Origin of the sequence: Promicromonospora sp. NPDC052451 (genome assembly GCF_044547525.1) — a bacterium.
GTDB lineage: Bacteria > Actinomycetota > Actinomycetes > Actinomycetales > Cellulomonadaceae > Promicromonospora.
The window spans coordinates 231,946-255,636 of the sequence record NZ_JBIUAP010000001.1 but is presented as its reverse complement, the minus strand read 5'-3'; the positions used below and the strand labels follow the sequence as shown (position 1 = coordinate 255,636).

Here is a 23,691-nt window from a genome sequence, read left to right as displayed (position 1 = left end):
CACCACGTGACCGTGACCTTGCGGTATGCCGCGCGTTCCGACGTCGGCCTCGTCCGCTCCAACAACCAGGACTCCGCGTACGCGGGGCCCAACCTCCTCGTCGTGGCCGACGGCATGGGCGGGCACGCGGGCGGCGACGTCGCATCCGCGCTGACCATCGCGGCCCTCGTGGGCCTCGACCGGCCCGACCACAGCTCCGACCAGTCGATGTCCGAGCTGGAACGGACCATCGACCGCGCCCGGCAGGACCTCGTCGACGCCACCACGGCCGACCCGGACCTGGCAGGGATGGGCACCACCGTCACCGCGCTGCTGAAGTCGGGCAACACGCTCGCCATGGCCCACCTGGGCGACTCGCGCGCGTACCTGCTGCGGGACGGCGTCCTGGCGCAGGTCACGGTGGACCACACCTTCGTGCAGCACCTGGTCGACACCGGCCGCATCACGCCCGACGAGGCGGAGACCCACCCGCAGCGCAACGTCGTCATGCGCGTGCTGGGCGACTTCGACCTGGACCTCACGCCCGACCTGTCGATCCGTGAGGCCGTGCCCGGCGACCGCTGGATGCTCTGCTCCGACGGCCTGTCCGGGTTTGTGCCGGAGCACGAGATCGCCGAGGTCCTCGCCTCGGTCGCGTCCCCGCAGGACGCCGTCGAGCGGCTCGTCTCGATGTCCATGCGCGCGGGCAGCACCGACAACATCACCGTCGTCGTGGCCGACGTCCTCGACGAGGCCGCCGCGGCCGGCACCACCGCGACCGTCGTTCCCGAGATCGTCGGCTCGGCCGCGCTCGCCGGCGTGACGGCGGCCGGCGGCGACCAGCAGGCACCCACCAGCCTGCCCGGCCCTGGTCCCGGTTCCGGGATCGACGGCGACACCGTGACCGGGTTCGTCCGGGCGCCCGCGCCCGGGGGCGAGCAGGCTGCCGCGGCCCCCGCCGCCGTGAGCGTGCTGTCCGGGGCGGTGGCGCAGGACGGGCTCGCCGACACCCTCGAGCACGCCGTGATCGCGAGCGGCTCCGAGGAGGAGCAGTACCAGCCCGACATCCAGCCGGACGACGAGACGGACGACGAGACCGACGAGGAGTCCGCCACTCCGAAGAAGCGCGCCTGGCTGACCGTGGTCGGTGCGCTGCTGCTCGTCGTCGGGCTCGGCGTGGCCGGCTGGGCCGGCTACCGCTGGACCCAGACCCAGTACTACGTGGGCGAGTCGGACGGCCAGGTCGCGGTGTTCCGCGGCATCCCCGCCACGGCGGGACCCCTGAGCTTCTCGACCCCCGTCGAGCTCACCGGCACCCGGGTCGACGAGCTGCCCGACTTCGTCGCCGACCGTGTGCACGAGACCATCCGGGCCACCTCGCTGGAGGACGCCCGCGGGCGGGCGGACCGCCTCATCGCAGACGCCGCCGCGGAGACCGACCCCTCGCCGTCGCCCACGCCGTCGTCGACCCCGACGCCGTCGTCCACGCCGACCTCGAGCGACGAACCGCGCAACGACACGTCGTCCCAGCCGGAGAACACGGCTGAGAACACGGCTGAGAACACGGCTGAGAACACCGCTGAGAACACCGCGGACGACGCCGGCCAGGGGAAGAACGGATGACGGCGCTCCGGCCCGAGGAGGGTGCCCCGGCGCGCATCGCCGAGGCGATCCTGCTCGTCGTCGCACTGGCGCTCGGCATGGGCGGCATGTGGATGGTCGGTTACTCGCTCGAGGACGGCCTGCCCGAGGGGTTCTGGACCTACACGATCGTGCTGGCCGCACTCGCCTTCACCGCGCACATCGTGCTGCGGCTGCGCGCGCCCTACGCCGATCAGGTGATCCTGCCCGCCGTGGTGCTGCTGAACAGCATCAGCATGGCGACCATCCTGCGTCAGGACCTCGTCGACATCGACGGCGCGAACGCGTCGCGCCACCTCATGTGGACCGCGCTCGGCATCGTGGTCGCCTGCGTCACTCTGTTCGTCATCCGCGACCACCGCAGTCTGCGCCGCCTGACCTACACGGCGATGATCGTCGGCATCGTGCTGGTGATCCTGCCGCTGATCCCCGGCCTCGGCCGAGAGGTCAACGGCGCGCGCATCTGGATCTACATCGGCAGCTTCTCGCTGCAGCCGGCCGAGTTCGCCAAGATCGCGTTCGCCGTGTTCTTCGCGGGCTACCTGGTCGCCAACCGCGACACCCTGGCCCTGGCCGGCAAGAAGTTCCTCGGCCTGCAGCTGCCGCGCCTGCGCGACCTGGGCCCGATCCTCATCGTCTGGGCCGTGTCGCTGGCCGTCCTCATCGGCGAGAAGGACCTCGGAACGTCGCTGCTGTTCTTCGGCCTGTTCGTCGGCATGCTCTATCTCGCCACCGACCGTGTGGGCTGGATCGCCATCGGCCTGCTCATGTTCGCGGTCGGCGCCGTGGTGGCCTGGTCGATCTTCAGCCACGTGCAGCTCCGCGTGAACATCTGGCTGGACGCGCTCAACCCCGAGCTGTCGGACGGTCCGTCCTACCAGCTCGTGCAGGGCCTGTTCGCGATGGCGTACGGCGGCATGTTCGGCGCCGGCTGGGGCGAGGGGTACCCGCAGTACGTGCCGTTCGCGTTCTCCGACTTCATCTACGCCGCTCTCGGCGAGGAGCTCGGCCTCACCGGCCTGCTCGCGATCCTGCTGGTCTACCTGGTGATCGTGCAGCGCGGCCTGCGCCACGCGGTCGGCGTGCGCGACGGCTTCGGCAAGCTGCTCGCCGGCGGGCTCGCGTTCGTGATGGCGCTGCAGCTCTTCGTCGTGGTGGGCGGCATCACCCGCATCATCCCGCTCACCGGCCTGACCCTGCCGTTCATGGCGCAGGGCGGATCGTCACTGCTCGCGAACTGGATCGTCATCGCCCTCATGCTCCGTATCTCCGACGCCGCACGGCGCCCGTCGGCGCTGCCCACCCGCGGTGCCCTCGCCGACCCGGCGCCCGCCGTCGTCGGCGGCGGTGCCATCGAGGTCGGGGGCGGCAGGCCGGTGCAGGCCGAGACCGAGGCGGGCGCCGGACACGGCGGCACGCCCGACGACGCGACCCAGATCGTCCGGGGGGTGGACCGGTGAACGCCACCCTCCGCCGGCTGTCGGGCGTCGTGATGGTCATGTTCCTGGCCCTCATGGTGTCGACCACCTGGATCCAGTTCGTGTCCGCGGAGTCGCTCAACAGCGACGGGCGCAACGTGCGCGGCATCTACAGCGCGCTCGCGCGGGACCGCGGGCCCATCGTCGTGAGCGACGGCAAGGCGATCGTCACGTCCGTGCCCGTCGACGACAACTACAAGTACCAGCGCACCTACTCGGAGGGCGACGGAGGCGCCGCCGCCGTGTACGCGCCGGTGACCGGCTACTTCTCGGTCAACGGCACGGTCACCGGGATGGAGCGCTACGCCAACAGCTACCTCGCGGGCGAGGACGACTCCCTGTGGCTCGACCGCCTCCAGAACCTCATCACGGGCGAGGAGGCGCAGGGTTCCTCCGTCGAGCTCACGATCGACCCCGAGGTGCAGAAGGCGGCCTGGGACGCTCTCGGTGACCGCAACGGGGCCGCCGTCGCGCTCGACCCCAAGACCGGGGCGATCCTGGCGATGGTCTCCAAGCCGTCCTACGACCCCAACACGCTCGCAGTGCACGACGCGGGCGAGGCCACGGCGGCCTCGGAGGCGCTGATCAACGACAAGCCGGTGATCGGCAGCGTCGACGGCGAGGAGCGCCGCAGCGTCTACGGGCCGACCATCAACCGCACCATCAACGCCACGTTCCCGCCGGGGTCCACGTTCAAGCTGCTGACCTCCGCCGCGGCGATCGAGTACGACGGCGTGACCCCGGACACCTCGATCCCGGCCCTCGACAGCTACACGCTCCCGGGGACGTCGACGCCGGTGCAGAACTTCGGCGGCGAGAGCTGCTCGAGCACCGGCGAGATGACGCTCAAGGCGGCCCTGGCCATGTCCTGCAACACCGCCTTCCTCGACCTGGCGAACCAGGTCGGCAAGGACGGGATGCAGCAGATGTTCCAGGACTTCGGCTTCACCGAGTCCCTGGAGATCCCGATGACGACGTCGGTCGGCGCCTACCCGGGCCTGATCGGCGGCGAGAACGACGACGACTCCGACGCGCGCATCGCGCTGTCCGGCATGGGGCAGGGCAGCGTGCGCATGACGCCGCTCCAGGTGGCCATGATCTCCGCGGCCATCGCGAACGACGGTGACCTCATGGAGCCGTACCTGATCCAGAGCGTCCGGGACAGCGACCTCGAGCTGGTCAGCCAGACGAAGCCGAGCCGCTACAAGAGCCCGTTCTCGTCGTCCACGGCCGAGGCACTCACCGACATGATGCTCGAGGTCGTCAACGGCGACACCGGCACCGGTTCCGGCGCCCAGATCCCGGGCGTCCAGGTGGCCGGCAAGACCGGTACCGCCGAGGACGACCCGCGGTCGCCCACGCTGTGGTTCACCTCGTTCGCACCGGCCGACGACCCGCAGGTCGCGGTCGCCGTGGTCCTCGAGAACGAGGGCCAGTCCACGAACGAGACGACCGGTGGCGCGCTCGCCAGCCCGATCGCCGCGCAGATCATGCAGGCGGCGATCCAGCAATGAGACCGGTCGAGGGCCTGACGCTCGGCGGGCGCTACACGCTGGTGCGGCGCATCGCCATGGGCGGCATGGGCGAGGTCTGGGTCGCGCGCGACGAGAAGCTCGCGCGCGAGATCGCCGTGAAGGTGCTCCGCGAGGAGTACACGGGCAACGAGGACTTCCTCCGTCGCCTGCGCACGGAGGCCCGGAACTCGTCGGCCCTCGTCCACCCCAACATCGCGCAGATGTTCGACTACGGCGAGGAGCGCGGCGCCGGGTACCTGGTCATGGAGCTGGTGCTGGGCGAGCCTCTCGCCGACCTGCTCGAACGGGAGCCGGTGCTCCAGCCCGCCCGGCTGCTGCCGATCCTCGCCCAGACGGCCCGGGGCCTGCACGCCGCTCACCTCGCCGGCGTGGTGCACCGCGACGTGAAGCCGGGCAACATCCTGCTGGAGCACTCCGGCACCGTGAAGATCACGGACTTCGGCGTCTCGGTCGCGCAGAACCAGGTGCCCATGACGGCCACGGGCATGGTCATGGGCACCGCCCAGTACCTGTCACCCGAGCAGGCGGTCGGGCAGTCGGCGACGGGTGCCTCCGACATCTACGCCCTCGGTGTGGTGGCCTACGAGGCCACGGCCGGACGTCGCCCGTTCACTGGCCGGACGCCGGTCGACATCGCGATCGCGCACGTCAACGCCCCGGTTCCGCTGCTGCCGACGTCGGTGCACCCGGGCCTGGCGGAGACGATCACCAAGATGCTGGAGAAGGACCCGGCACAGCGCATCTCGTCGGCCGACCAGCTCGCCCGCCACCTCGACATGCTCGCCGCGGAGATCGCGGAGGACCCGTTCGGCAGCTCGCGCTACGCCCGCCGGTCGCGCCGTGAGGGTCAGTCCTCCGCCCAGCGCGCGGGCAACGGCCGCGGTGGCGCCCCGCAGCCCGGACCGTCGCACGCCCGGCGGCAGAGCCCGTTCGGCGCCGGACGGCACACCACGGTGGCCAACGCGCAGTCCGCGCCTCCCGCACCCCAGCAGGGCCCTTCGGCCGGCACCTACGGACCCGGTGCACCGGCGGCCGGTCCCGGTACCCCGGCGGGCGGCTACGGATCGGGACAGCACGGATCGGGGGCCTACGGCACCGACTCCGCCGGATACGGCACGACCTCCGGCACCTACGGGACGGATGCCTACGGGCGGCCGTACTCGCCGCCGCCCGGGACGCCAGCAGGCAGCCCGGTCTCCGGGCCGTTCGGCACGGACTCGGCCGGCTATGGCACCGACTCGGCCGGATACGGCACGGACTCCGCCGGGTACGGGTCGGACTCCGCCGGCTACGGCACGACGTCGGGCGCCTACGGGTCCGACGCATACGGTCAGCCGCACGGCTCGGGGTACGCACCGCCGCCGTCGGCGGGCGGGGCCGGCAACGGCGCGCGGTCCTATCCCTCGCGCCGCGACCTGCACTCGACACGCCAGGACGGACGGCGGGTCCCCCAGCAGGGGCGTTCGGGAGGGCACCCTGGGAAAGGGCGAAATCTGTCGTCCGACATCCAACGGTGGGTGGGCGGGCTCGAGGACCGGTTCGGGGTCCGCGTGTCCTGGCCGCTCGTCGCACTGGTCGCGCTGCTGCTCGTGGTCCTCATCATCACGCTGGTCACCGGGGGTGGCGACGACAGCGCTCTTCAGGAGCCGTGGGGTTCCTCCGAAATCAATGCCGAAACACTGAATTCCCCGGCAGCGGCCGCACTCGCCGCTTCTGGGATGATGCTCCTCAACGAGCCGTATGCCCCGGGGCAGACGGCCATGACATCAAAGGACGTATGAGTGGTGGACAACACGCCCCGCGTACTCGCCGGCCGCTACGAGGTCGGTGAGCTGGTCGGCCGCGGCGGTATGGCCGAGGTTCACATCGGCCACGACACCCGCCTCGGCCGCACGGTGGCGATCAAGGTGCTGCGCTCCGACCTCGCTCGTGACCCGTCCTTCCTGACCCGGTTCCGGCGCGAGGCGCAGTCCGCGGCCGCCCTGAACCACCCCGCGGTGGTCGCCGTGTACGACACGGGGGAGGACATCCACCAGAACGCCGCGGGCGAAGACGTGCACGTGCCCTTCATCGTGATGGAGTACGTGGAGGGTCACACGGTCCGCGACATCCTGACCGACGGCGCCGCGGTGCCGATCGAGGAGGCTGTCGAGATCACCGTCGGCGTGCTCAGCGCGCTGGAGTACTCGCACCACGCCGGCATCGTGCACCGCGACATCAAGCCCGCGAACGTGATGATCACGCCCACCGGCGCGGTCAAGGTGATGGACTTCGGCATCGCCCGCGCCATGGCCGACTCCGCTGCAACGATGACGCAGACGCACGCCGTCATCGGCACCGCCCAGTACCTGTCCCCGGAGCAGGCGCGCGGCGAGCAGGTGGACACCCGGTCCGACCTGTACTCCACCGGCTGCATGCTGTTCGAGCTGCTCACGGGACGTCCGCCGTTCCAGGGCGACTCCCCGGTCGCCGTCGCCTACCAGCACGTGGGGCAGGAGCCGCAGCGGCCGTCCGAGGTGGCCACCGACGTGCCCGAGGTGCTGGACCGCATCACCCTCAAGGCCCTGACCAAGGACCGCGACCAGCGCTACAGCACGGCCGCCGAGTTCCGGCGCGACCTGGAGGCCGCGATGCGCGGCGGCCAGGTCACCGCGCCCATGGTCGGTGCCGGCGCCATGATGGGTGCCACCCAGGTGGCAGGCCCGCCCGCGTACGGCGCCACGCAGGTCATGACGCCGGGGCAGGGCAACTGGGGGCCGGCCACCGCGCAGCAGAGCCCCATCACGCCCGGCGGTGGCTACCCCGGGCCGACCCGCGCCAACCAGGAGCCCGAGAAGAAGAGCCGCGCCCTCATGTGGTGGCTGCTCGGCATCGCCCTGGCCGCGGTCGCGGCGATCGTGATCGCCATGATCGTGAACGGCGGCGGCAACGACGAGCCGACGACGACGCCCGTGCCCACCATCGCGGAGGGCATCTCCGCCGAGGAGGCGCGCGCGCAGATCGAGGCCGCGGGCCTGACGTTCGAGCAGGCCATCGACAAGGAGTCCGAGCTCGAGGAGGGTCAGACGACCGGGACGACCGATCCGACCGCCGGCACGGAGGTGGAGCCGAACTCGACCGTGACGGTGTACGTGGCCGGCGCGCCGGGCCAGGTCACCATCCCCGACCTGAGCGGCCAGAGCGAGGAGTCCGCGCGGGCCACGCTCGAGGGACTCAACCTCACCGTGGGCGAGAGCCAGACGGAGAACAGCCCGACCGTGCAACAGGGCATGGTCACCAAGACCGAGCCCGGGAGCGGTCAGATCGTCCAGGAGGGCTCGGACGTCAGCCTCTACCTCGCGACCGGCAACACCACGCTCCCGAACGTCGCAGGACAGACGCGTGAAGCGGCCGAGGCGCAGCTCGCCAACCTCGGGCTCGGCACCATCCAGTGGGACACGGAGGAGAGCGACGAGGTCGCGGAGGGCTCGGTCGTCCGCACCGACCCCGAGCCCGGCGACGTTCCGCTGGGTCAGTCGGTCACCGTGTACATCGCGACGGCGCCGGCTCCGCAGGAGACCACGGTGCCCGCCGACCTGTACGGCAAGACGCTCGAGCAGGCCTACGTCATGTGCACCGGCGTGCAGATCACCTGCCAGGAAGGCTCGCAGGAGCCGTCCGACACGATCCCTGCCGGGCAGATCATCAACTCCGACCCGGCGCCCGGCTCTACCGTCGAGGTCGGCGCGACCGTGAACCTGGTCATCTCGTCCGGCCCCGAGGGCGCCGGCGAGGGTGAAGGTGAGGGCACGGGAGACGGCGAGGACATCTTCCCGTAAGCACCAACGCGGGCCGGGAAGCCCGGCCCGCGTTGTGGACAAGTCTGTGGATGGCGTCGCAGGTCACGAGGTGACCAGCGGCGCCATTCCTTGTGCCCGCTCGACCGCGCCCTCCAGGCCGCACATCTCCAGCCAGTTCGCGAGCAGCCGGTGACCACCCTCCGTGAGCACCGACTCCGGGTGGAACTGCACGCCGTGCAGCGGCAGCTCGCGGTGCTGCAACCCCATCACCACGCCCGACGCCGTCGCGCACGTCACCGTGAGCTCGGCCGGAACGCTCTCGGGCGTCACGGCCAGCGAGTGGTACCGCGTGGCGGTGAACGGCGTCGGCAGCCCGGCGAGCACGCCCTGGCCCTGGTGCTCGACGAGGCTGGTCTTGCCGTGCATGAGCTCCGGCGCATGGGTGACCGTGCCGCCGTACACCTCGGCGAGCGCCTGATGGCCCAGGCAGACGCCGAGCATCGGGGTGCGCGACCGCGCGCAGGCCCGGATCACGTCCTCGGAGGCTCCGGCCTCCGCCGGGGTCCCTGGGCCGGGTGACACGAGCACACCGTCGTAGGGCGCGGGGGAGCCGTCGCCGTCGTCGTACCAGTAGCGGCCGTCGGCGTCAGGGGCGGGCACGGCGTCGTTCCGGACCACCACGGTCCGGGCGCCGATCTGGTCGAGGTAGCCGACGATCGTGTAGACGAACGAGTCGTAGTTGTCGACGACGAGGATGCGCGTCATGCGGGCATGCTACGCGCCGACGGTCGTGTCGTTGAACGGCATGTACTCGCTGAGCCACGGGAAGAACTCCGTGAAGCACACCGCGACCACGCCGAACACCAGCACGAGGCACACCAGGAACTTGAACCATCCCGGGCCCGGGATGGCCCGCCACAGCAGCCCGTACATCAGCTCACCAGCTCCTTCGGCATGCCCTCGCCCACCGGGGCCCAGTAGTCGAGCTCGCCGTGCACGATGTACCGCTCGGTCGCGGAGAACATCGGGTGGCACGACGTCAGTGTGATGAACCGCTTGGTCAGCTCGGGCATCGGCTGGTCGGCCGTCACGCCGGGCACCGGGGCGATCACCTCGACGTTCTGCGGGTAGACGATCTTCGACTCGGTGACCTTGTAGACGTACCAGGTCTTCTCGGTGCGGACCACGACGGCGTCACCGGTCTTGAGGTCCGCGATCTTGTTGAACGGCTTGCCGTACGTGGTGCGGTGCGCGGCGACGGCGAAGTTGCCGAGGTCGCCCGGCATGGCCGTGCCGACGTAGTGCCCGATGCCGATGGTGTCGAGCACCGTCGCCTTCTCCGTGCCCTCCGCGACGGGCTTGACGTAGTCGTCGCCGAACCGCGGGATGTACATCTGCGCGAAGAGCGTGCCCTCGGCGGGCGGCTCCTTCATGACCGGGGGCGTGTCACGCCGCTCGGTGACGGTCGCCGGCCCGGACGGGGCACTCTCCCAGTCCATCTGGGCGATGATCTCGTTCTGCGCCCGCGCGCCCTCGACATCGGTCCACCAGAGCTGCCAGACCACGAACAGCCCGAGCACCAGGCCGGCCGTCACGAGGAGCTCACCCAGCACACCGATCAGCCAGGCCACCGGCCGCATCTGGCCGGACGAGCCCTGGGGACGGCGCGCGTTGCGCGGACCCATCCCGGACGGGCCTCTCTGGTACGCGATCGGGAACACCTCCTGGGGCAGGGGTACGTTGTGACCGGCCTGCGCGTGGGTCATCCAAAGACCTCCGTACCCTCGGGAACCGTCGCGTACTGCAGACCGCCGCCGTCGTACGCGGGGAGGTCCAGGTGATCGCTGTGCCGCACGTCCCAGCCCAGGTGCACCCACTGGACGTACTCCAGGTACGTCTGCACACCCTCGGACCGGTCGAGCGACGCCTCCATCTTCTCCGGGTCGCCGACGGCCGTCACCTCGTAGGGGGGTGAAAAGACCTTGCCGTGCAGCAGCAGGATGTTGCCCGAGCACCGGAACGCCGACGTCGACGTCACACGCTCGCCCTGCAGGGTCATCGCCTCGGCACCACCGCTCCACAGCGCGTTGATCACGTGCTGGAGGTCCTGCTGGTGCACCACCAGGTCGTCGGGCTGCGGCTCCACGCCGCCGGGGCCGGCACCGACCGCGGTCGACGGCGCGTCGTCGAGCGTGACCGTCAGACCCGGACCGCTCACCGGCTCCGACCCGGACACGACGCCCTCGCGCCGCACCAGCCCGGCGGGCGGCGTGGGCACCGTGGCTCCCGTCCGCGCGGTGAGCGCCTCGATCTCGCGGTCCAGCGCGCCAGACCGGTCGGTGAGCTCGGCGACGCGCGCCGTCTCGGCGTCCACCAGCTGTGCGAGGTCCTGTGGATCGCGGGTGTCCGCACCGCCGCCGTCGGCGAGCCGGGCACTCGCGCTGAACATGAGGCCGGCCAGTACGGCGACCCCGCCCACGCTGAGCCACGACCGCCAGCCCGCGCCGGCGGAGGCACGGAGGAAACCCCCCGCACCCCGCGCCGACGGCGCGGGCGTCGGCTCAGCTCCGGTCACGCGCCCCTCCTGCAACGATCGTCAAACCCGCGGACACGTCTGGTCACGCTCAAGGCCTGTGGACCACTACGCTAGTCCACGAGAAAGCAGACGTCGGCCCGGCACACCCGGCGGGGCCATCACCCAGGACAGGAGCGCGTCTCGTGCCCGAGTCGAAGTCCCGCAACAAGAAGAAGGCCGCACCCAAGGCGGAGAAGTCCGAGGCCAAGGTCGCGCTGCCCGGTGAGGCCGTCAACCCGCGCTGGCTGGCCCCGGTCATGCTCGGCCTCATGATCCTCGGCCTGGCCTGGATCGTGACGTTCTACCTGACGAGCGCGGACCTCCGGCTGCCGATCCCGCAGATCGGGCAGTGGAACCTGGCGGTGGGCTTCGGCCTGATCATCGTCGGTTTCGGGCTCACGACCCGCTGGAAGTAGCGGCTCCGCGGCCGCGTCGAGGCGGCCGCGGAGCTGTATCCCCATTTATCCACAGCTGTGGGTAAAGCTGGGGAAAAGAGGACGGCGCTAGATCCCCAGCACACCCGCGGAGGCGTAGCGCCACGTCGCCAGGCCCGCCAGCAGCACGATCCCGCCCACCGCGACCAGCCATGCGACGGCGGCGCGACGCTCCTTCGGCGCGTACGCGTACGCCGTCGCGACGAGCGCTCCGGTGACGAGGCCACCCAGGTGCGCCTGCCACGAGATGTTCGGCACGAAGAAGCCGATCGCCCCGTTGATCGCCAGCAGCACGAGCACCTGACCCAGGCTGCGGCCCAGCCGGCGCAGCACCGGGAGCATCGCCCCGAACAGGCCGAACACCATGCCGGACGCACCCACCACGGGCGTCACCCACGCGCTGGACGCGAACGGATCACCGGCCAGGAGCAGCACGCCGACCGACCCGCCCACCGCGGAGAGCAGGCACAGCACCGTGAAGCGCAGCCGGCCGAGCAGAGGCTCGAGGAACTGACCGGTTATCCACAGGGCGTACATGTTGAACAGGATGTGCAGCGGCGACGTCGAGTGCAGGAACGAGGCCGTCAGGAAGCGGTACGGCTCCACGGCGCCACCCCACGGCCAGAACCACAGCAGGTGGGTCCACTCGCCGCCCGTCACGAGCTGCAGCAGCCAGCTCGCCACGCAGAGCCCGATGATGGTGAACGTCACGACCGGCCGACCGCCCGCACCCGACGTGCTCGCGGCACCACCGAACATCGTCCGCACACGAGGCGCGGTGCGCCGCGACTCGCGGACGCAGTCGACGCACTGCACGCCGACGGCCGCCGGCCGCTGGCACTCCGGGCAGGCGGGCCGGCCGCAGCGCTGGCAGCGCACGTAGGCGACGCGGTCAGGATGGCGCGGGCAGACGGGAGCCGCGGCCTCGGCCGGCTCCTCGGCGGCCGGGTCGTTCATCGCGATACGTCCTCAGTCCCCTCGGTCCTCAGGTGCTCGGGTGGTCAGGTGTCCCGGGCCGTGCTGGTCCGGCGGAGCCGCGTGGGCTCCGCCGTCCACCCCCGTCGCTCAGGGCTCGATGGTGACCGACGTGATCGTGATGTCCTCGACGGGGCGGTCGCCAGGACGCGTCCGCGTCTTGCCGATCGTGTCGACGACCTCGCGCGACGCGTCGTCGGCCACCTTGCCGAAGATGGTGTGCTTGCCGTTCAGCCACGGCGTCTCGGCCGTGGTGAGGAAGAACTGCGAGCCGTTGGTGCCCTCGATCTCGCCGGTGACCGGGTTGCGGCGCTTGCCGGCGTTGGCCATCGCGAGGAGGTACTTCTCGGTGAACTGGAGCTCCGGGTGGATCTCGTCGTTGAACGTGTACCCAGGTCCGCCGGTTCCCGTCCCGAGCGGGCAGCCGCCCTGGATCATGAAGTCGTCGATGACGCGGTGGAAGATGAGGCCGTCGTAGAACGGGTCCTTGCGCTCCTCACCCGTCCGCGGGTCCGTCCAGGCCTTCTCGCCCGTCGCGAGGCCGACGAAGTTCTCGACGGTCTTGGGCGCGTGGTTCGGGAAGAGCTCGATGCGGATGTCACCGGAGGTGGTGTGCAGGATTGCGAACATGTATCAATCCTCCCACGGAGCGGCCCGCTGGTGCTGCATCCACGGCGCTCGCCCTCGCAAGGAGGCCGTGACGATGGCAGAGTGGCACCTTGAGGAGTATTTGAACAGTTCGGGGGAAGCTTCATGACCCGCAAGAAGGTGACCGACTACGTGGACACGAACAAGATCGACACCGAGAAGGTCAAGGAGAAGGCCGCGGAAGCCACCGCCCTGCTCTCCGACGTCAGCTCCAAGGCCGCCGTCCAGGCCGGCTCGTTCGCGGCACAGGCCAAGGACCGCGCCGTGCACGCCAAGGACTGGGCGCAGCCGCGGGTGAACGACTTCATCGCCTGGTTGACCCCGCGCGCCGAGAAGGCGTGGCAGGACAGCGTCCAGGCAGCCGCGCCCCAGGTCGAGAAGGCCGCGAGCAAGGCGGCGCCGCTCATCGACTCGGCGCACGACAAGCTCGTGGACGACCTGCTGCCCAAGATGGTCGCCTCGTTCAACGCCGCGGCGTCCAGTGCCGCCGCGGCGCAGGGCAAGGCGTCGCTGGCCGAGACCGTCACCGAGGCGGCGGACAAGGCCGGGAGGAAGGGCTCGCGGAAGGGCTGGGTGATCGCGCTGGTCGCCGGTGGGGCAGCCGTCGCGGGGTACGTGTTCTGGAAGCGTGCTCAGCCGCAGACCGACCCGTGGGCCGAGCCGTGGGAGCAGGCGGCGGGAGCCGACTACTCCGACAGCACAAGGACCTCCTCCGGGATCGGCGCGGCGGCGGGCTCCGCCGTCGCGAAGGGCCGGGAGGCCGGGGCCAAGGCGGCGCAGACGGCCAAGGACCTGGGTGCGCGTGCCTACTCGGCGGCGAGCCCTGCGTTCGAGGCCGCCAAGGAGAAGGCCGGGCCCGTGCTGGAGAAGGCGGCACCGGTGCTCGACGCGGCCAAGGAGAAGGCGGCACCCGTGGTCGACGCCGCCAAGGCGACCGCGCAGAAGGCGGGTGCCGCAGTGGCCGACGCCACGCAGAAGAGCGGCCGGCACGGCAGCGACACCGCCGCGGCTCCGCCGGAGACCACACCCGAGCCGACCGAGCCCGGGCTGCCCGCCGAGCCGGGCGCTCCCACGGAGCAGCCGCTCGTGGACGAGGTCCCTCCGGTCGAGACGCCGGCCGAGTCGGGGAACAGCAAGAAGGAGAGCTGACCCTCCTCGGGGGACAGAGCAGGGCGCCTGCCCGGCCACGCATCTCGTGCGTGGCCGGGCAGGCGCCCTTGTGCCGTGCGGGGCGAGCTCCGCCCCCAGGGATCACCCGCCGATGGGGGTGGCTGCCCCGGCGAAGGGATCGAGCTGGATGAACGCTTCGGTCGGGTCGCCGTCATGGACGAGCGACTCCTGGTTGACGACGTCGTCGAACGCGAAGGCGTAGGCCTTGCCGTCCGCCATCTGCTCGTGGATGTGCTTGGCGTAGTAGTTGGTCACCGAGTCCTGGTAGAAGCCGGCCGGATCCTGGGTGGGCTGCGTCGTGCTGTCGAGCAGCGAGGACCGGTTGAAGCCGGCGCACAGGGTGCGGGCGATGGCACCGATGTCGTCGTTCGGTGCCGCGAGGTCCCCGGCGCAACCGAAGATCGACTCACCGGAGGGCTTCGGGAACGTGGTGACCACCGCGCCCGACGTGTCCGTGAAGGTCATCGTGTCGCCCGACACCGTGCCGAGGAACTTCTTCTCCGGCTGGTCGCCGTAGGGCACCACCGTCAGGGTCTCGCCGGAGTACTTGCTCCAGACACGGTCGACGTAGTCCGACAGGACGTTCGCGTCGATCTGACCCGTACCGACACCGTGCCCGGGGGACAGGACACGCAGGACCGAGCCGTCTGGTCCGGTCTGGGCGAGCCCGTCCCAGCCGTCCTGCTGGGAGAGCGCCGAGACGACGTTGTCCCACCCGTCCGGCTTGAGCATCCCCGTGTGCATGAGCTCTCCGCTCGAGGACCGCAGGCCCGTCTGGTACGGCGCGGAGAAAAAGTCGACCTGCGTGCTGTTGATCCACAGGCCGGAGTCGTTGAGCGTGTACTCGGTCCAGTTGAACAGCGTGTTGCGGTTGGGGTCGCTCGGGTTCTGCACGGCGGGCTGGACGAGCTGACCGTCGTTGACGATCTTGAAGTCCAGCTTGGTGCCGTACGAGAAGTAGACCCGGCCCGAGAGCTTGGGCATCTGGATCGTGATGTCCTGGCCGTCGGCCGGGCCCGCGATCGACGCGTCGGGCGCCGGCTCAGGGACGCTTCCGGCGTCCGGCCACGCGTGGAAGGTTCCGGCGGCGTCGGCGTAGCCGAGCTGGCCGCCCTGCTCCCCGAGAACGTAGACGAACACCTCGTCGCTGCGACCCGAGTCGTTCGTGATCGTCAGCGGGATGGTGTCAGGAACTGCGGTGGCGGACGGGGTGGCGACCACGGCGGCCGACAGGGCTGCGGTCAGTGCGGCGGCAGTGCCGATGAGTTTCCTGGTCAGGGTCACTCGGTCCTCCTCGAATTGCGAGGGGCCGGTCAGTTGGATGGTGCGTGCCCCTCGCGTTCGAGGTTATGGAAGGAGTCCTGCCTTGTCAGTAGCCGACGCCCGATCGGGGGTGAAAAAGGCCCGGTTCGGGCAAACATAGGGGTATCCCACAGGTCCGGCCTACGTGTTCCTACGGATGAGGAGCCGACCCCGGAAACGACAGAAGCCCGGACGTATCCGGGCTTCTGTGGGTGTGGAGCCAGCGGGACTCGAACCCGCAACCCCCTGCTTGCAAAGCAGGTGCGCTACCAATTGCGCCATGGCCCCGCTGAGGGCACTCAGTCGATCGAGTCGGTGACCTCGGACCAGAGGTCGCGACCGGACGCGTCCTCGTTGAGCTTGCGCCAGAGGACATAACCGGCGCCAGCGGCGAGCAGCACGATCAGCAGCTTCTTCACGAGTTCCTCCTGAGGAGCCTCGGCGGGTCCGGGGAGTGGGGCTAGGAGGACTTGAACCTCCGACCTCTTCCTTATCAGGGAAGCGCTCTAACCGTCTGAGCTATAGCCCCGTGCGAGCGTTCGGCACGCTGTCGCGACACTGGAGATTACCCCAGGTCGGGACGATGTCCCAAACCGAAATGGTGGTCTGCGGTGTGACGTGCGTCGAGCCGTGCGCTGCGGCGCACAGGAACGCTCGGAGTAGTGCTGGTCAGTCGTCCGTCAGCGTGAGGTGGACGCCGCCCACCAGCGCTGCGGTGATGTTGTACAGGAACGCCATGATCGTCGCGATGGCCGTGAGCAGCACGATGTTGCAGATGCTGACCAGGGTCGCGAGCGAGATGACGCGGGGGAACTCCACGAACTGCGTGAGGTTCACGTTGCTCTGCGGTCCCACGGCGTCCTCGACGAAGCTCTGCACCGTGGTGAACACACCGAAGCCGTCCAGCACGGACCAGAACACCGCCGTGGCCACCACGGTCATGATCGCGATCGCGACGGCCAGCAGGAACGCCAGCTTCATGACCGACCACGGGTCGACCCGCGAGATCGCGAGCCGGACGCGGCGCGGACCCGCCGGAGCCGGACGCGGCACCTCGGGCGTGGGTACGGATGCCGGCCGCTGCTGCGTGCCGGCCGCACCCGCGGCGGCCGGCGTGGCGGTGCCCCGCACGCCCGCCGCCGTGTAGTGCATCTCGGGCCGGGCGTTGGCGGTGCTCGGCGCGGCCGTCGGCCGCTCGTCCTCGTCAGGCATGATCGACGACACCTTCTTGGCGGCGCTGCGGGCAGCGTCGAGGGCGGCCTGCGCAGCCTTCATCGCGCCTGCCCGGACGCCGTCCGTCCCCTCGCCGGCGGGTGCCGGGGGAGCGGGCGGGGCGTCGGGAGCGGGGACCCGGTTCCAGGACTTCGGGTTGGTGGCGGCCTCGCGCGGCGCATCGGACGTGGTCCCCGCGGCGTCCGAGGTCGACCCGGTCGCGGCATCGGCGTTCGCCGATGCCCGCCCGATCGCGGAGACGAGCCCGGCCGGAGCCTTCGCGTCGCGCGGACCCGACGCGGCCGAGGGCTGGGACTCCTTCTCGGAACGCCCGGCCTCGTAGGCGGAACGCCAGATCCCACCGGTGGTGGGCACGGCCGTGCCGGGCTCGTCGGGAGCGGGCGGCACGGGCGGCTCGGCCGCCGCTGCGGGCGCGGACGAGGCGGCCGCGGGCTTGGCTGCCGGACCGGGCTTGGCGGGCCCGGGCTTCGCGGGCCCTGGCTTGGCCGACGACGCGGGCTTGGCCGGCGCGGACGGCGCCGATCCGGGGGCCGGAGGCGTGCTGCCGGCGGGCGCCGGCGTCCCGGTCGCAGGAGCCGCCACCGTGATCGGCTCTGCCGTCAGGTCGCTCTTCGGGGCGCCGTCACCGGTCGTCTCGGCATCGGATCCGTCGGACGAGGTCGACGCGGAGCTCTTGCCCGAGCCGGCCCCTGCCGGCTCCGTCTCCGGGGTCTCGGCCGAGGCCGTCTCCCGGGTCACGTCCTTGCGGACCCTGGTGTCGTCCAGGTCCTCGTCGAGCTCGGGCGACGCCGTACGCACGGGCCCGCTCTTGTCACTCGTCATCAGCTGTCCTCGCGTCCGGTGCTGTCCTGCTCAGGGGTGCTCGGAACTTCGTCGGGGGTCGGGATCTCTTCCACCGTAACCCGCTCGGCGGACTCGGCGTCGGAGATGTCCTCCGTCGCGTTCGGCACATCGCCCGCGTCCTCACGCTCCGCGTTGCGCGCGACGGCGATGATCCTGTCCCCCTTGTCCGGCTTCGCGAAGGTTACCCCCTGAGTGTTCCGCCCGGTGAGGTTGACCTCGGCCACCGCGGACCGCACGATCTTGCCGCGCTCCATGATCACAAGGACTTCGTCGTCCGCATGCGTGACGAGAGCCCCCACAAGATCACCCCGTGCCTCCACCAGGTTGGCCACCTTGATGCCGAGGCCGCCGCGTCCCTGGATCCGGTACTCGGAGATGCGCGTGCGCTTGGCGAAGCCGCCCTCCGTGACCACGAACAGGTCCGCACCCTCGACCACGACGTCGGCGGCGAGCAGCTCGTCGTCCTCGCGGAACTTCATGCCGGTGACGCCCGAGGTGGCGCGGCCCAGCGGGCGGATCGACTCGTCGTCGGCGTGGAAGCGGATGGACTGCCCCTTGCGCGACACCAGGATGAGGTCGTCGTCCGCATTCACCAGGCGGGCCGAGACCAGCTCGTCCGCGGCGCCGTCGGCGTCCTCGCGCAGGTTGATCGCGATGAGACCGCCCGAGCGGGGCGAGTTGTACTCGCCGAGGCGGGTCTTCTTCACGAGTCCTCGCCGGGTCGCCAGGACCAGGTAGTCCGCCGCCTCGTAGTCGGGGATGTCGAGCACCTGGGCGATCTTCTCGCCGGGCTGGAAGGCCAGCAGGTTCGCGACGTGCTGCCCCTTCGCGTCCCGGCCGCCCTCGGGGAGCTCATAGCCCTTGGCCCGGTAGACGCGGCCGAGGTTGGTGAAGAACAGCATCCAGTGGTGGGTCGTCGTCGTGAAGAAGTGGTCCACGATGTCGTCCTCGCGCAGCTGCGCGCCGCGCACACCCTTGCCGCCGCGCTTCTGCGAGCGGTAGTTGTCCGTCCGGGTCCGCTTGGCGTATCCGCCGCGCGTGATCGTGACGACCACGTCCTCCTCGGGGATCAGGTCCTCCATGGACATGTCGCCGTCGTAGGGGAGGATCGTGGTGCGGCGCTCGTCGCCCCAGCGGTCGGTGACCTCGTCGAGCTCCTCGCCCACGATGGAGCGCTGACGCTCGGGCTTAGCGAGGATGTCCTGGTAGTCGTCGATCTCGGCCTGGAGCTTCGCGTGGTCGTCCAGGATCCTCTGCCGCTCGAGGGCCGCCAGCCGGCGGAGCTGGAGCGCCAGGATCGCGTTGGCCTGCTGCTCGTCGATCGTCAGCAGGTCCATCAGGCCGGCCCGTGCCTGGTCGGCATCGGGGGAGCGGCGGATCAGGGCGATGACCTCGTCCAGCGCGTCGAGGGCCTTGAGGTAGCCCTCGTAGATGTGGATCTGGTCCTGCGCCTCCTTGAGGAGGTACTCGGTGCGCCGGCGCACGACCTCGATCTGGTGCGTGGTCCAGTGCCGCACGAAGGCGTCGATGCTGAGGGTGCGAGGCACCTCGTCGACGAGCGCGAGCATGTTCGCGCTGAAGTTCTCCTGGAGCTGGGTGTGCTTGTAGAGGTTGTTCAGCACGACCTTCGCGACGGCGTCGCGCTTGAGCACGATCACCAGGCGCTGACCGGTGCGGCCCGACGTCTCGTCGCGGATGTCAGCGATGCCCTGGATGCGGTTGTCGTTGACGAGGTCCGCGATCTTGGAGGCCAGGTTGTCCGGGTTGACCATGTACGGCAGCTCGGTGACGACCAGGCAGATCCGGTTCTGGATCTCCTCGACGTTCACGACGGCGCGCATCGTGATGGAGCCGCGGCCGGTGCGGTAGGCGTCCTCGATGCCCTTGTGACCCAGGATCTGTGCGCCGGTCGGGAAGTCCGGCCCCTTGATGCGCTGCAGCAGCGCCTCCAGGAGCTCCTCGCGCGACGCCTCGGGGTTGGCGAGGTACCAGCGGACGCCGTCCGCCACCTCCCGCAGGTTGTGCGGCGGGATGTTCGTGGCCATGCCGACGGCGATGCCGGCCGAGCCGTTGACCAGCAGGTTCGGGATGCGCGCGGGGAGCACCACCGGCTCCTGCGTGCGGCCGTCGTAGTTCGGCCGGAAGTCGACGGTGCCCTTCTCGATGTCACGCACCATCTCCAGGGCGAGCGGTGCCATCTTGCACTCGGTGTACCGCGGGGCGGCGGCCGGGTCGTTGCCCGGCGAGCCGAAGTTCCCCTGGCCCGCGACCAGCGGGTAGCGCAGCACCCAGTCCTGCACCAGCCGCACCAGGGTGTCGTAGATCGCGGTGTCACCGTGCGGGTGGTACTTGCCCATGACGTCGCCGACGACGCGCGAGCACTTGGAGAACGCGCGGTCCGGCCGGTACCCGCCGTCGTACATGGCGTAGATGACGCGGCGGTGCACCGGCTTGAGGCCGTCCCGCACGTCGGGCAGTGCACGGCCCACGATCACGCTCATCGCGTAGTCGAGGTACGACCGCTGCATCTCGAGCTGCAGGTCCACCTGCTCGACGCGGCCGTGGTGCACCGCGACGCGTGCGTCCTCGGTGGGCATGCCGTCGTCGGGGTTCTCCACGCCGGGGGTCTCGTCCGTCACCGTTCGTACTTCCTTTCCACGCCGGTGGGCGTGTCACTTCGTCTCACGTCGATATCTGCCGGGCCCGCAAGCTCGCTCCTCAGATATCGAGGAACCGCACGTCCTTGGCGTTGCGCTGGATGAAGGTGCGCCGGGACTCGACGTCCTCGCCCATGAGGACGGAGAAGATCTCGTCGGCAGCGGCCGCGTCGTCCATGGTGACCTGCAGCAGCGTCCGGTGGTCCGGGTCCATGGTGGTGTCCCAGAGCTCGGAGTAGTCCATCTCGCCGAGACCCTTGTACCGCTGGATGCCGTTGTCCTTCGGGATGCGCTTGCCCTGCGCGGCACCGGCCTCGAGGAACGCGTCGCGCTCCCGGTCGGAGTACACGTAGTCGTGCGGGGCGTTGCTCCACTTGATCCGGTACAGCGGCGGCTGCGCCAGGTACACGTGCCCGTGCTCGATGAGCGGTCGCATGTACCGGAACAGCAGCGTGAGCAGCAGGGTGCAGATGTGCTGGCCGTCGACGTCGGCATCGGCCATGAGCACGATCTTGTGGTACCGGAGCTTCGAGATGTCGAAGTCCTCGCCGATGCCCGTGCCGAAGGCGGTGATGAGCGCCTGGACCTCGGCGTTCGAGAGCGCCTTGTCGAGGCGGGCCCGCTCGACGTTCAGGATCTTGCCGCGCAGCGGCAGGATCGCCTGGTTGTGCGGGTTGCGCCCACGCACAGCCGAGCCGCCGGCCGAGTCGCCCTCGACCACGTAGATCTCGCACTCGTCCGGGAACCGCGACTGGCAGTCCTTGAGCTTGCCCGGCATGGCGGCGCCGTTGAGGACGCCCTTGCGCCGGGTCGCCTCGCGCGCCTTGCGGGCGGCGATGCGGGCCTGCGAGGCCTGGATCGCCTTGCGGATGACGTCGCGCGCCTCGTTCGGGTGCGCGTCGAACCAGTCCGTGAGCTGCTCGCGCACGACGCGCTGCACGAAGGTCTTCGCCTCCGTGTTGCCCAGCTTCGTCTTGGTCTGCCCCTCGAACTGCGGCTCACCGAGCTTCACGGAGATGACGGCGGTGAGGCCCTCGCGGATGTCGTCACCCGTGAGGTTCTCGTCCTTCTCCTTGATGATGCCCTTGTCGCGCGCGTAGCTGTTGACCAGCGTGGTCATCGCCGCACGGAAGCCCTCCTCGTGCGTACCGCCCTCGGTGGTCGAGATGGTGTTCGCGAAGGTGTGCACCGACTCGCTGTAGGCGCTGGTCCACTGGAGCGCGATCTCGACGGCGATCTTGCGCTCCGGGTCCTCGCTCTCGAACGAGATGACGTCGGGGTGGATGAGCTCCACCCGCTTCGCCGAGTTGATGTGGTGCACGTAGTCCATGAGGCCGTCGTCGTACTTGTACGTGACGGTGCGCGCGCCGTCCGGCTGGCCGTCCGCGTCCTCGGCTCCCTCGACGCCGTCCGCCGGCGTCTCCGGCTCGGCACCGGCGACCTCGTCCGTGGCGGACGAGTGGCCGGCGCGCTCGTCGGTGAGCGTGATCTGCAGGCCCTTGTTCAGGAACGCGTACTGCTGGAACCGGGCGCGGAGCGTCTCGAAGTCGTACTCCGTGGTCTCGAAGATCGAGCCGTCGGCCCAGAACGTCTGGGTGGTTCCGGTGTGCTCGTCCGCCGCGAGCGGCTCGAGGCGCTCGACCTCGGTGATCGGGTTGCCGCCCTCGGTGTACTCCTGGCGCCAGTGGTACCCGTCGCGGCGCACCTCCGAGACGAAGCGCGTGCTCAGCGCGTTCACCACGGACATGCCGACGCCGTGCAGACCGCCGGAGACGGCGTAACCGCCACCACCGAACTTGCCGCCGGCGTGCAGGATCGTCATGACGACCTCGAGGGTGGGCTTGCCCTCGGTCGGGTGCATCGCGACCGGGATGCCTCGGCCGTCGTCCGTGACGCGCACGCCGCCGTCGGGCAGGAGGCGCACGTCGATCTCGGTGGCGTGGCCCGCGAGAGCCTCGTCCACAGCGTTATCCACAATCTCGTACACAAGGTGGTGGAGCCCACGCTCACCGGTCGATCCGATATACATGCCCGGTCGCTTACGAACGGCCTCGAGACCTTCCAGGACGGTGATGTTCCCGGCGTCGTAGCCGCCGTCGATTCGCTCTGTCACGGGCGGGGTTGCTCCTCGTCTTTCAGGCACACGATGTGCACGACGACGGACGTACCAGCGGTTGCGGGAGCGGCTCGGACCCCTGGGATCCATGCCGTGCTCGGGTGCTGACGTACGGTCCGACGGCTCGTCGGTGCTCAGCGTTCCGGGTCCTCAGGACCATCCTGGGAACCCGGCGCGGTTGACCCCCTCATACTACCTTCTGAGCGGCGAAAACCCGGGATCCTGGGGTGTTTGTGGCCACTCCTCCACAACCTTTCTCCACAGGGTGATTTCTGGGGTCTCGGAGGGGTTCCTGGGGCTCTCGGAACCCCTCCGGACGACCCTCGCGCACGGGCTTCGTCAAGGGCGTCGGCAGCTCGGTCGGTCCGGTCCGGACGGCCGGTCGTACACGCGTTCGGAGTGTGCGACTGGCTGGTGCAGTTCGTCAGCGAAGAGCCATGCCCGGACCTGTCGAAGGTCAGGCAATTTGCACGCAGAAGGAGACATTTCGTTGATTTGTCGTTTTCTGCTCTAATAGCGCCGACCGGTCACATGCGCCCTCCGGCGCATCCTCTCTCTTCGAAGGGCAACAGAGTGAAGAAGCTTCTTGCCGGCGGAACCCTCGCCGTCCTGGCTTTCGGTGGCATGCTCGCCGGCGCCGCACCTGCCTCCGCGCACATTCCCGAGGCGACCAGTGGCTGCAACGCCGAGTCCAACTTCTCCTGGGTGAACGCCAAGGCGAAGATGTACCCGGCGGACGCGACCGTCAATGTCGTGATCGACGGCGCCGAGGTTGAGGCGGGCACGTTCGCCGACCTCGGTTTCAAGTCGGGCCAGCAGGAGTCCCAGTACGAGTACAGCTACGAGAAGACGTTCGACGCCCTGGACCCGACAGTCGCGCACACGTGGACCGTCTCGTTCGATTCCCCGGACGGCCAGGGTGTCAAGGACTACGAGGGCGCCATCGAGCCGTGTGTCGAGGCTGCGCCCACGCCTGAGCCGACCCCGAGCGAGCCGGCCCCCGAGCCCTCGGAGGAGCCGAGCGAGCCGGTCGTCGAGCCGACGCCTGAGCCGTCCGAGGCGCCGTCGGAAGAGGCCGTGCCCCCGGCTCCGGCCGAGCCCTCCGCGTCCCCCAGCCCCGCTGCTGAGGAGCCGCCGGTGCTCGCCGCGACCGGTGCGACCGTCGGCGGTGCCGTCGCGTTCGCCGCGCTCCTCGCCGTGGGTGGCGTGGCTCTGGTCTGGGCCCGCAAGCGGATGCAGCAGGGCGCCTGAGCATGACCGGCTGACGCACTCGCGTCGCTGACAAGGGCTCCCCGGCTTCGGCCGGGGAGCCCTTGTCGTTCTCGC

Annotated in this window: 19 protein-coding genes and 2 tRNA genes; 8 read left to right on the top strand and 13 right to left on the bottom strand. The window is 70.2% G+C overall.

What is annotated here, in order from left to right:
- Nucleotides 1–6: 6 nt before the first annotated feature.
- Genes ACIG47_RS01085 through pknB form a run of 5 tightly spaced genes read left to right on the top strand, consistent with a single transcriptional unit; the run spans nucleotide 7 to nucleotide 8,451 of the window.
- Nucleotides 7–1,602: a PP2C family protein-serine/threonine phosphatase gene (locus tag ACIG47_RS01085; protein WP_397429261.1), complete on the top strand. Its 1,596-nt coding sequence runs from the start codon at nucleotides 7–9 to the stop codon at nucleotides 1,600–1,602.
- Nucleotides 1,599–3,080: an FtsW/RodA/SpoVE family cell cycle protein gene (locus ACIG47_RS01080; RefSeq protein ID WP_397412224.1), complete on the top strand. Its 1,482-nt coding sequence runs from the start codon at nucleotides 1,599–1,601 to the stop codon at nucleotides 3,078–3,080. Before ACIG47_RS01085 ends, ACIG47_RS01080 begins: the two co-directional genes overlap by 4 nt.
- The gene (locus ACIG47_RS01075) at nucleotides 3,077–4,612 is read left to right on the top strand and encodes a peptidoglycan D,D-transpeptidase FtsI family protein (RefSeq protein ID WP_397429260.1); all 1,536 of its coding nucleotides are present in this window, start codon (nucleotides 3,077–3,079) and stop codon (nucleotides 4,610–4,612) included. Before ACIG47_RS01080 ends, ACIG47_RS01075 begins: the two co-directional genes overlap by 4 nt.
- Complete coding sequence (locus ACIG47_RS01070) at nucleotides 4,609–6,414, top strand: protein kinase (protein WP_397429259.1); 1,806 nt, start codon at nucleotides 4,609–4,611, stop codon at nucleotides 6,412–6,414. The genes ACIG47_RS01075 and ACIG47_RS01070 overlap by 4 nt, the downstream gene beginning before the upstream one ends.
- Nucleotides 6,415–8,451, top strand: coding sequence for a Stk1 family PASTA domain-containing Ser/Thr kinase (pknB, locus tag ACIG47_RS01065; protein ID WP_397429258.1), 2,037 nt, complete (start codon nucleotides 6,415–6,417; stop codon nucleotides 8,449–8,451).
- A 63-nt stretch (nucleotides 8,452–8,514) separates the two neighbouring features.
- On the opposite strand, the gene ACIG47_RS01060 is transcribed toward pknB, so the two are convergent.
- Genes ACIG47_RS01060 through ACIG47_RS01045 form a run of 4 tightly spaced genes read right to left on the bottom strand, consistent with a single transcriptional unit; the run spans nucleotide 8,515 to nucleotide 10,987 of the window.
- The gene (locus ACIG47_RS01060; RefSeq protein WP_397429257.1) at nucleotides 8,515–9,177 is read right to left on the bottom strand and encodes an aminodeoxychorismate/anthranilate synthase component II; all 663 of its coding nucleotides are present in this window, start codon (nucleotides 9,175–9,177) and stop codon (nucleotides 8,515–8,517) included.
- Between the two features lie 9 nt (nucleotides 9,178–9,186).
- On the bottom strand, nucleotides 9,187–9,345 hold the full coding sequence (locus tag ACIG47_RS01055; RefSeq protein ID WP_397412212.1) for a hypothetical protein: 159 nt from the start codon (nucleotides 9,343–9,345) through the stop codon (nucleotides 9,187–9,189).
- A complete protein-coding gene (locus tag ACIG47_RS01050; RefSeq protein ID WP_397429256.1) occupies nucleotides 9,345–10,178 on the bottom strand; it encodes a class E sortase in 834 nt (277 codons plus the stop codon). The genes ACIG47_RS01055 and ACIG47_RS01050 overlap by 1 nt, the downstream gene beginning before the upstream one ends.
- Complete coding sequence (locus tag ACIG47_RS01045) at nucleotides 10,175–10,987, bottom strand: DUF881 domain-containing protein (protein WP_397412209.1); 813 nt, start codon at nucleotides 10,985–10,987, stop codon at nucleotides 10,175–10,177. The genes ACIG47_RS01050 and ACIG47_RS01045 overlap by 4 nt, the downstream gene beginning before the upstream one ends.
- Nucleotides 10,988–11,130: 143 nt before the next feature.
- Between ACIG47_RS01045 and ACIG47_RS01040 the strand changes: the two genes are divergently transcribed.
- Nucleotides 11,131–11,403 (top strand): cell division protein CrgA, encoded by a 273-nt coding sequence (locus ACIG47_RS01040; RefSeq protein ID WP_397412207.1) that lies wholly within the window; start codon nucleotides 11,131–11,133, stop codon nucleotides 11,401–11,403.
- Between the two features lie 87 nt (nucleotides 11,404–11,490).
- On the opposite strand, the gene ACIG47_RS01035 is transcribed toward ACIG47_RS01040, so the two are convergent.
- Together ACIG47_RS01035 and ACIG47_RS01030 are read right to left on the bottom strand one after the other, a co-directional pair.
- Nucleotides 11,491–12,378 carry a rhomboid family intramembrane serine protease gene (locus tag ACIG47_RS01035; protein WP_397429255.1) on the bottom strand — a complete coding sequence of 296 codons (888 nt, stop codon included), beginning with the start codon at nucleotides 12,376–12,378 and terminating at the stop codon, nucleotides 11,491–11,493.
- Nucleotides 12,379–12,486: 108 nt separating this feature from the next.
- Nucleotides 12,487–13,026, bottom strand: coding sequence for a peptidylprolyl isomerase (locus ACIG47_RS01030; protein WP_253836220.1), 540 nt, complete (start codon nucleotides 13,024–13,026; stop codon nucleotides 12,487–12,489).
- Nucleotides 13,027–13,149: 123 nt separating this feature from the next.
- Between ACIG47_RS01030 and ACIG47_RS01025 the strand changes: the two genes are divergently transcribed.
- Nucleotides 13,150–14,193: a hypothetical protein gene (locus tag ACIG47_RS01025; protein WP_397429254.1), complete on the top strand. Its 1,044-nt coding sequence runs from the start codon at nucleotides 13,150–13,152 to the stop codon at nucleotides 14,191–14,193.
- Nucleotides 14,194–14,295: 102 nt separating this feature from the next.
- On the opposite strand, the gene ACIG47_RS01020 is transcribed toward ACIG47_RS01025, so the two are convergent.
- The 7 genes from ACIG47_RS01020 to gyrB form a co-directional block, all read right to left on the bottom strand.
- Nucleotides 14,296–15,498: a beta-1,3-glucanase family protein gene (locus ACIG47_RS01020; protein WP_397429253.1), complete on the bottom strand. Its 1,203-nt coding sequence runs from the start codon at nucleotides 15,496–15,498 to the stop codon at nucleotides 14,296–14,298.
- Between the two features lie 233 nt (nucleotides 15,499–15,731).
- Nucleotides 15,732–15,804 (bottom strand) — tRNA-Ala (locus tag ACIG47_RS01015).
- An 11-nt stretch (nucleotides 15,805–15,815) separates the two neighbouring features.
- The gene (locus tag ACIG47_RS01010; RefSeq protein ID WP_253836205.1) at nucleotides 15,816–15,935 is read right to left on the bottom strand and encodes a DLW-39 family protein; all 120 of its coding nucleotides are present in this window, start codon (nucleotides 15,933–15,935) and stop codon (nucleotides 15,816–15,818) included.
- A gap of 36 nt (nucleotides 15,936–15,971) precedes the next feature.
- A tRNA-Ile gene (locus tag ACIG47_RS01005) sits at nucleotides 15,972–16,045 on the bottom strand.
- A gap of 140 nt (nucleotides 16,046–16,185) precedes the next feature.
- Complete coding sequence (locus ACIG47_RS01000; RefSeq protein ID WP_397429252.1) at nucleotides 16,186–17,571, bottom strand: DUF3566 domain-containing protein; 1,386 nt, start codon at nucleotides 17,569–17,571, stop codon at nucleotides 16,186–16,188.
- A complete protein-coding gene (gene gyrA / locus ACIG47_RS00995; RefSeq protein WP_397412197.1) occupies nucleotides 17,571–20,231 on the bottom strand; it encodes a DNA gyrase subunit A in 2,661 nt (886 codons plus the stop codon). Before gyrA ends, ACIG47_RS01000 begins: the two co-directional genes overlap by 1 nt.
- A 79-nt stretch (nucleotides 20,232–20,310) precedes the next feature.
- Nucleotides 20,311–22,455 (bottom strand): DNA topoisomerase (ATP-hydrolyzing) subunit B, encoded by a 2,145-nt coding sequence (gyrB, locus tag ACIG47_RS00990; protein ID WP_397429251.1) that lies wholly within the window; start codon nucleotides 22,453–22,455, stop codon nucleotides 20,311–20,313.
- A 483-nt stretch (nucleotides 22,456–22,938) separates the two neighbouring features.
- Between gyrB and ACIG47_RS00985 the strand changes: the two genes are divergently transcribed.
- A complete protein-coding gene (locus ACIG47_RS00985; protein ID WP_397412193.1) occupies nucleotides 22,939–23,616 on the top strand; it encodes a hypothetical protein in 678 nt (225 codons plus the stop codon).
- Nucleotides 23,617–23,691: the final 75 nt, after the last annotated feature.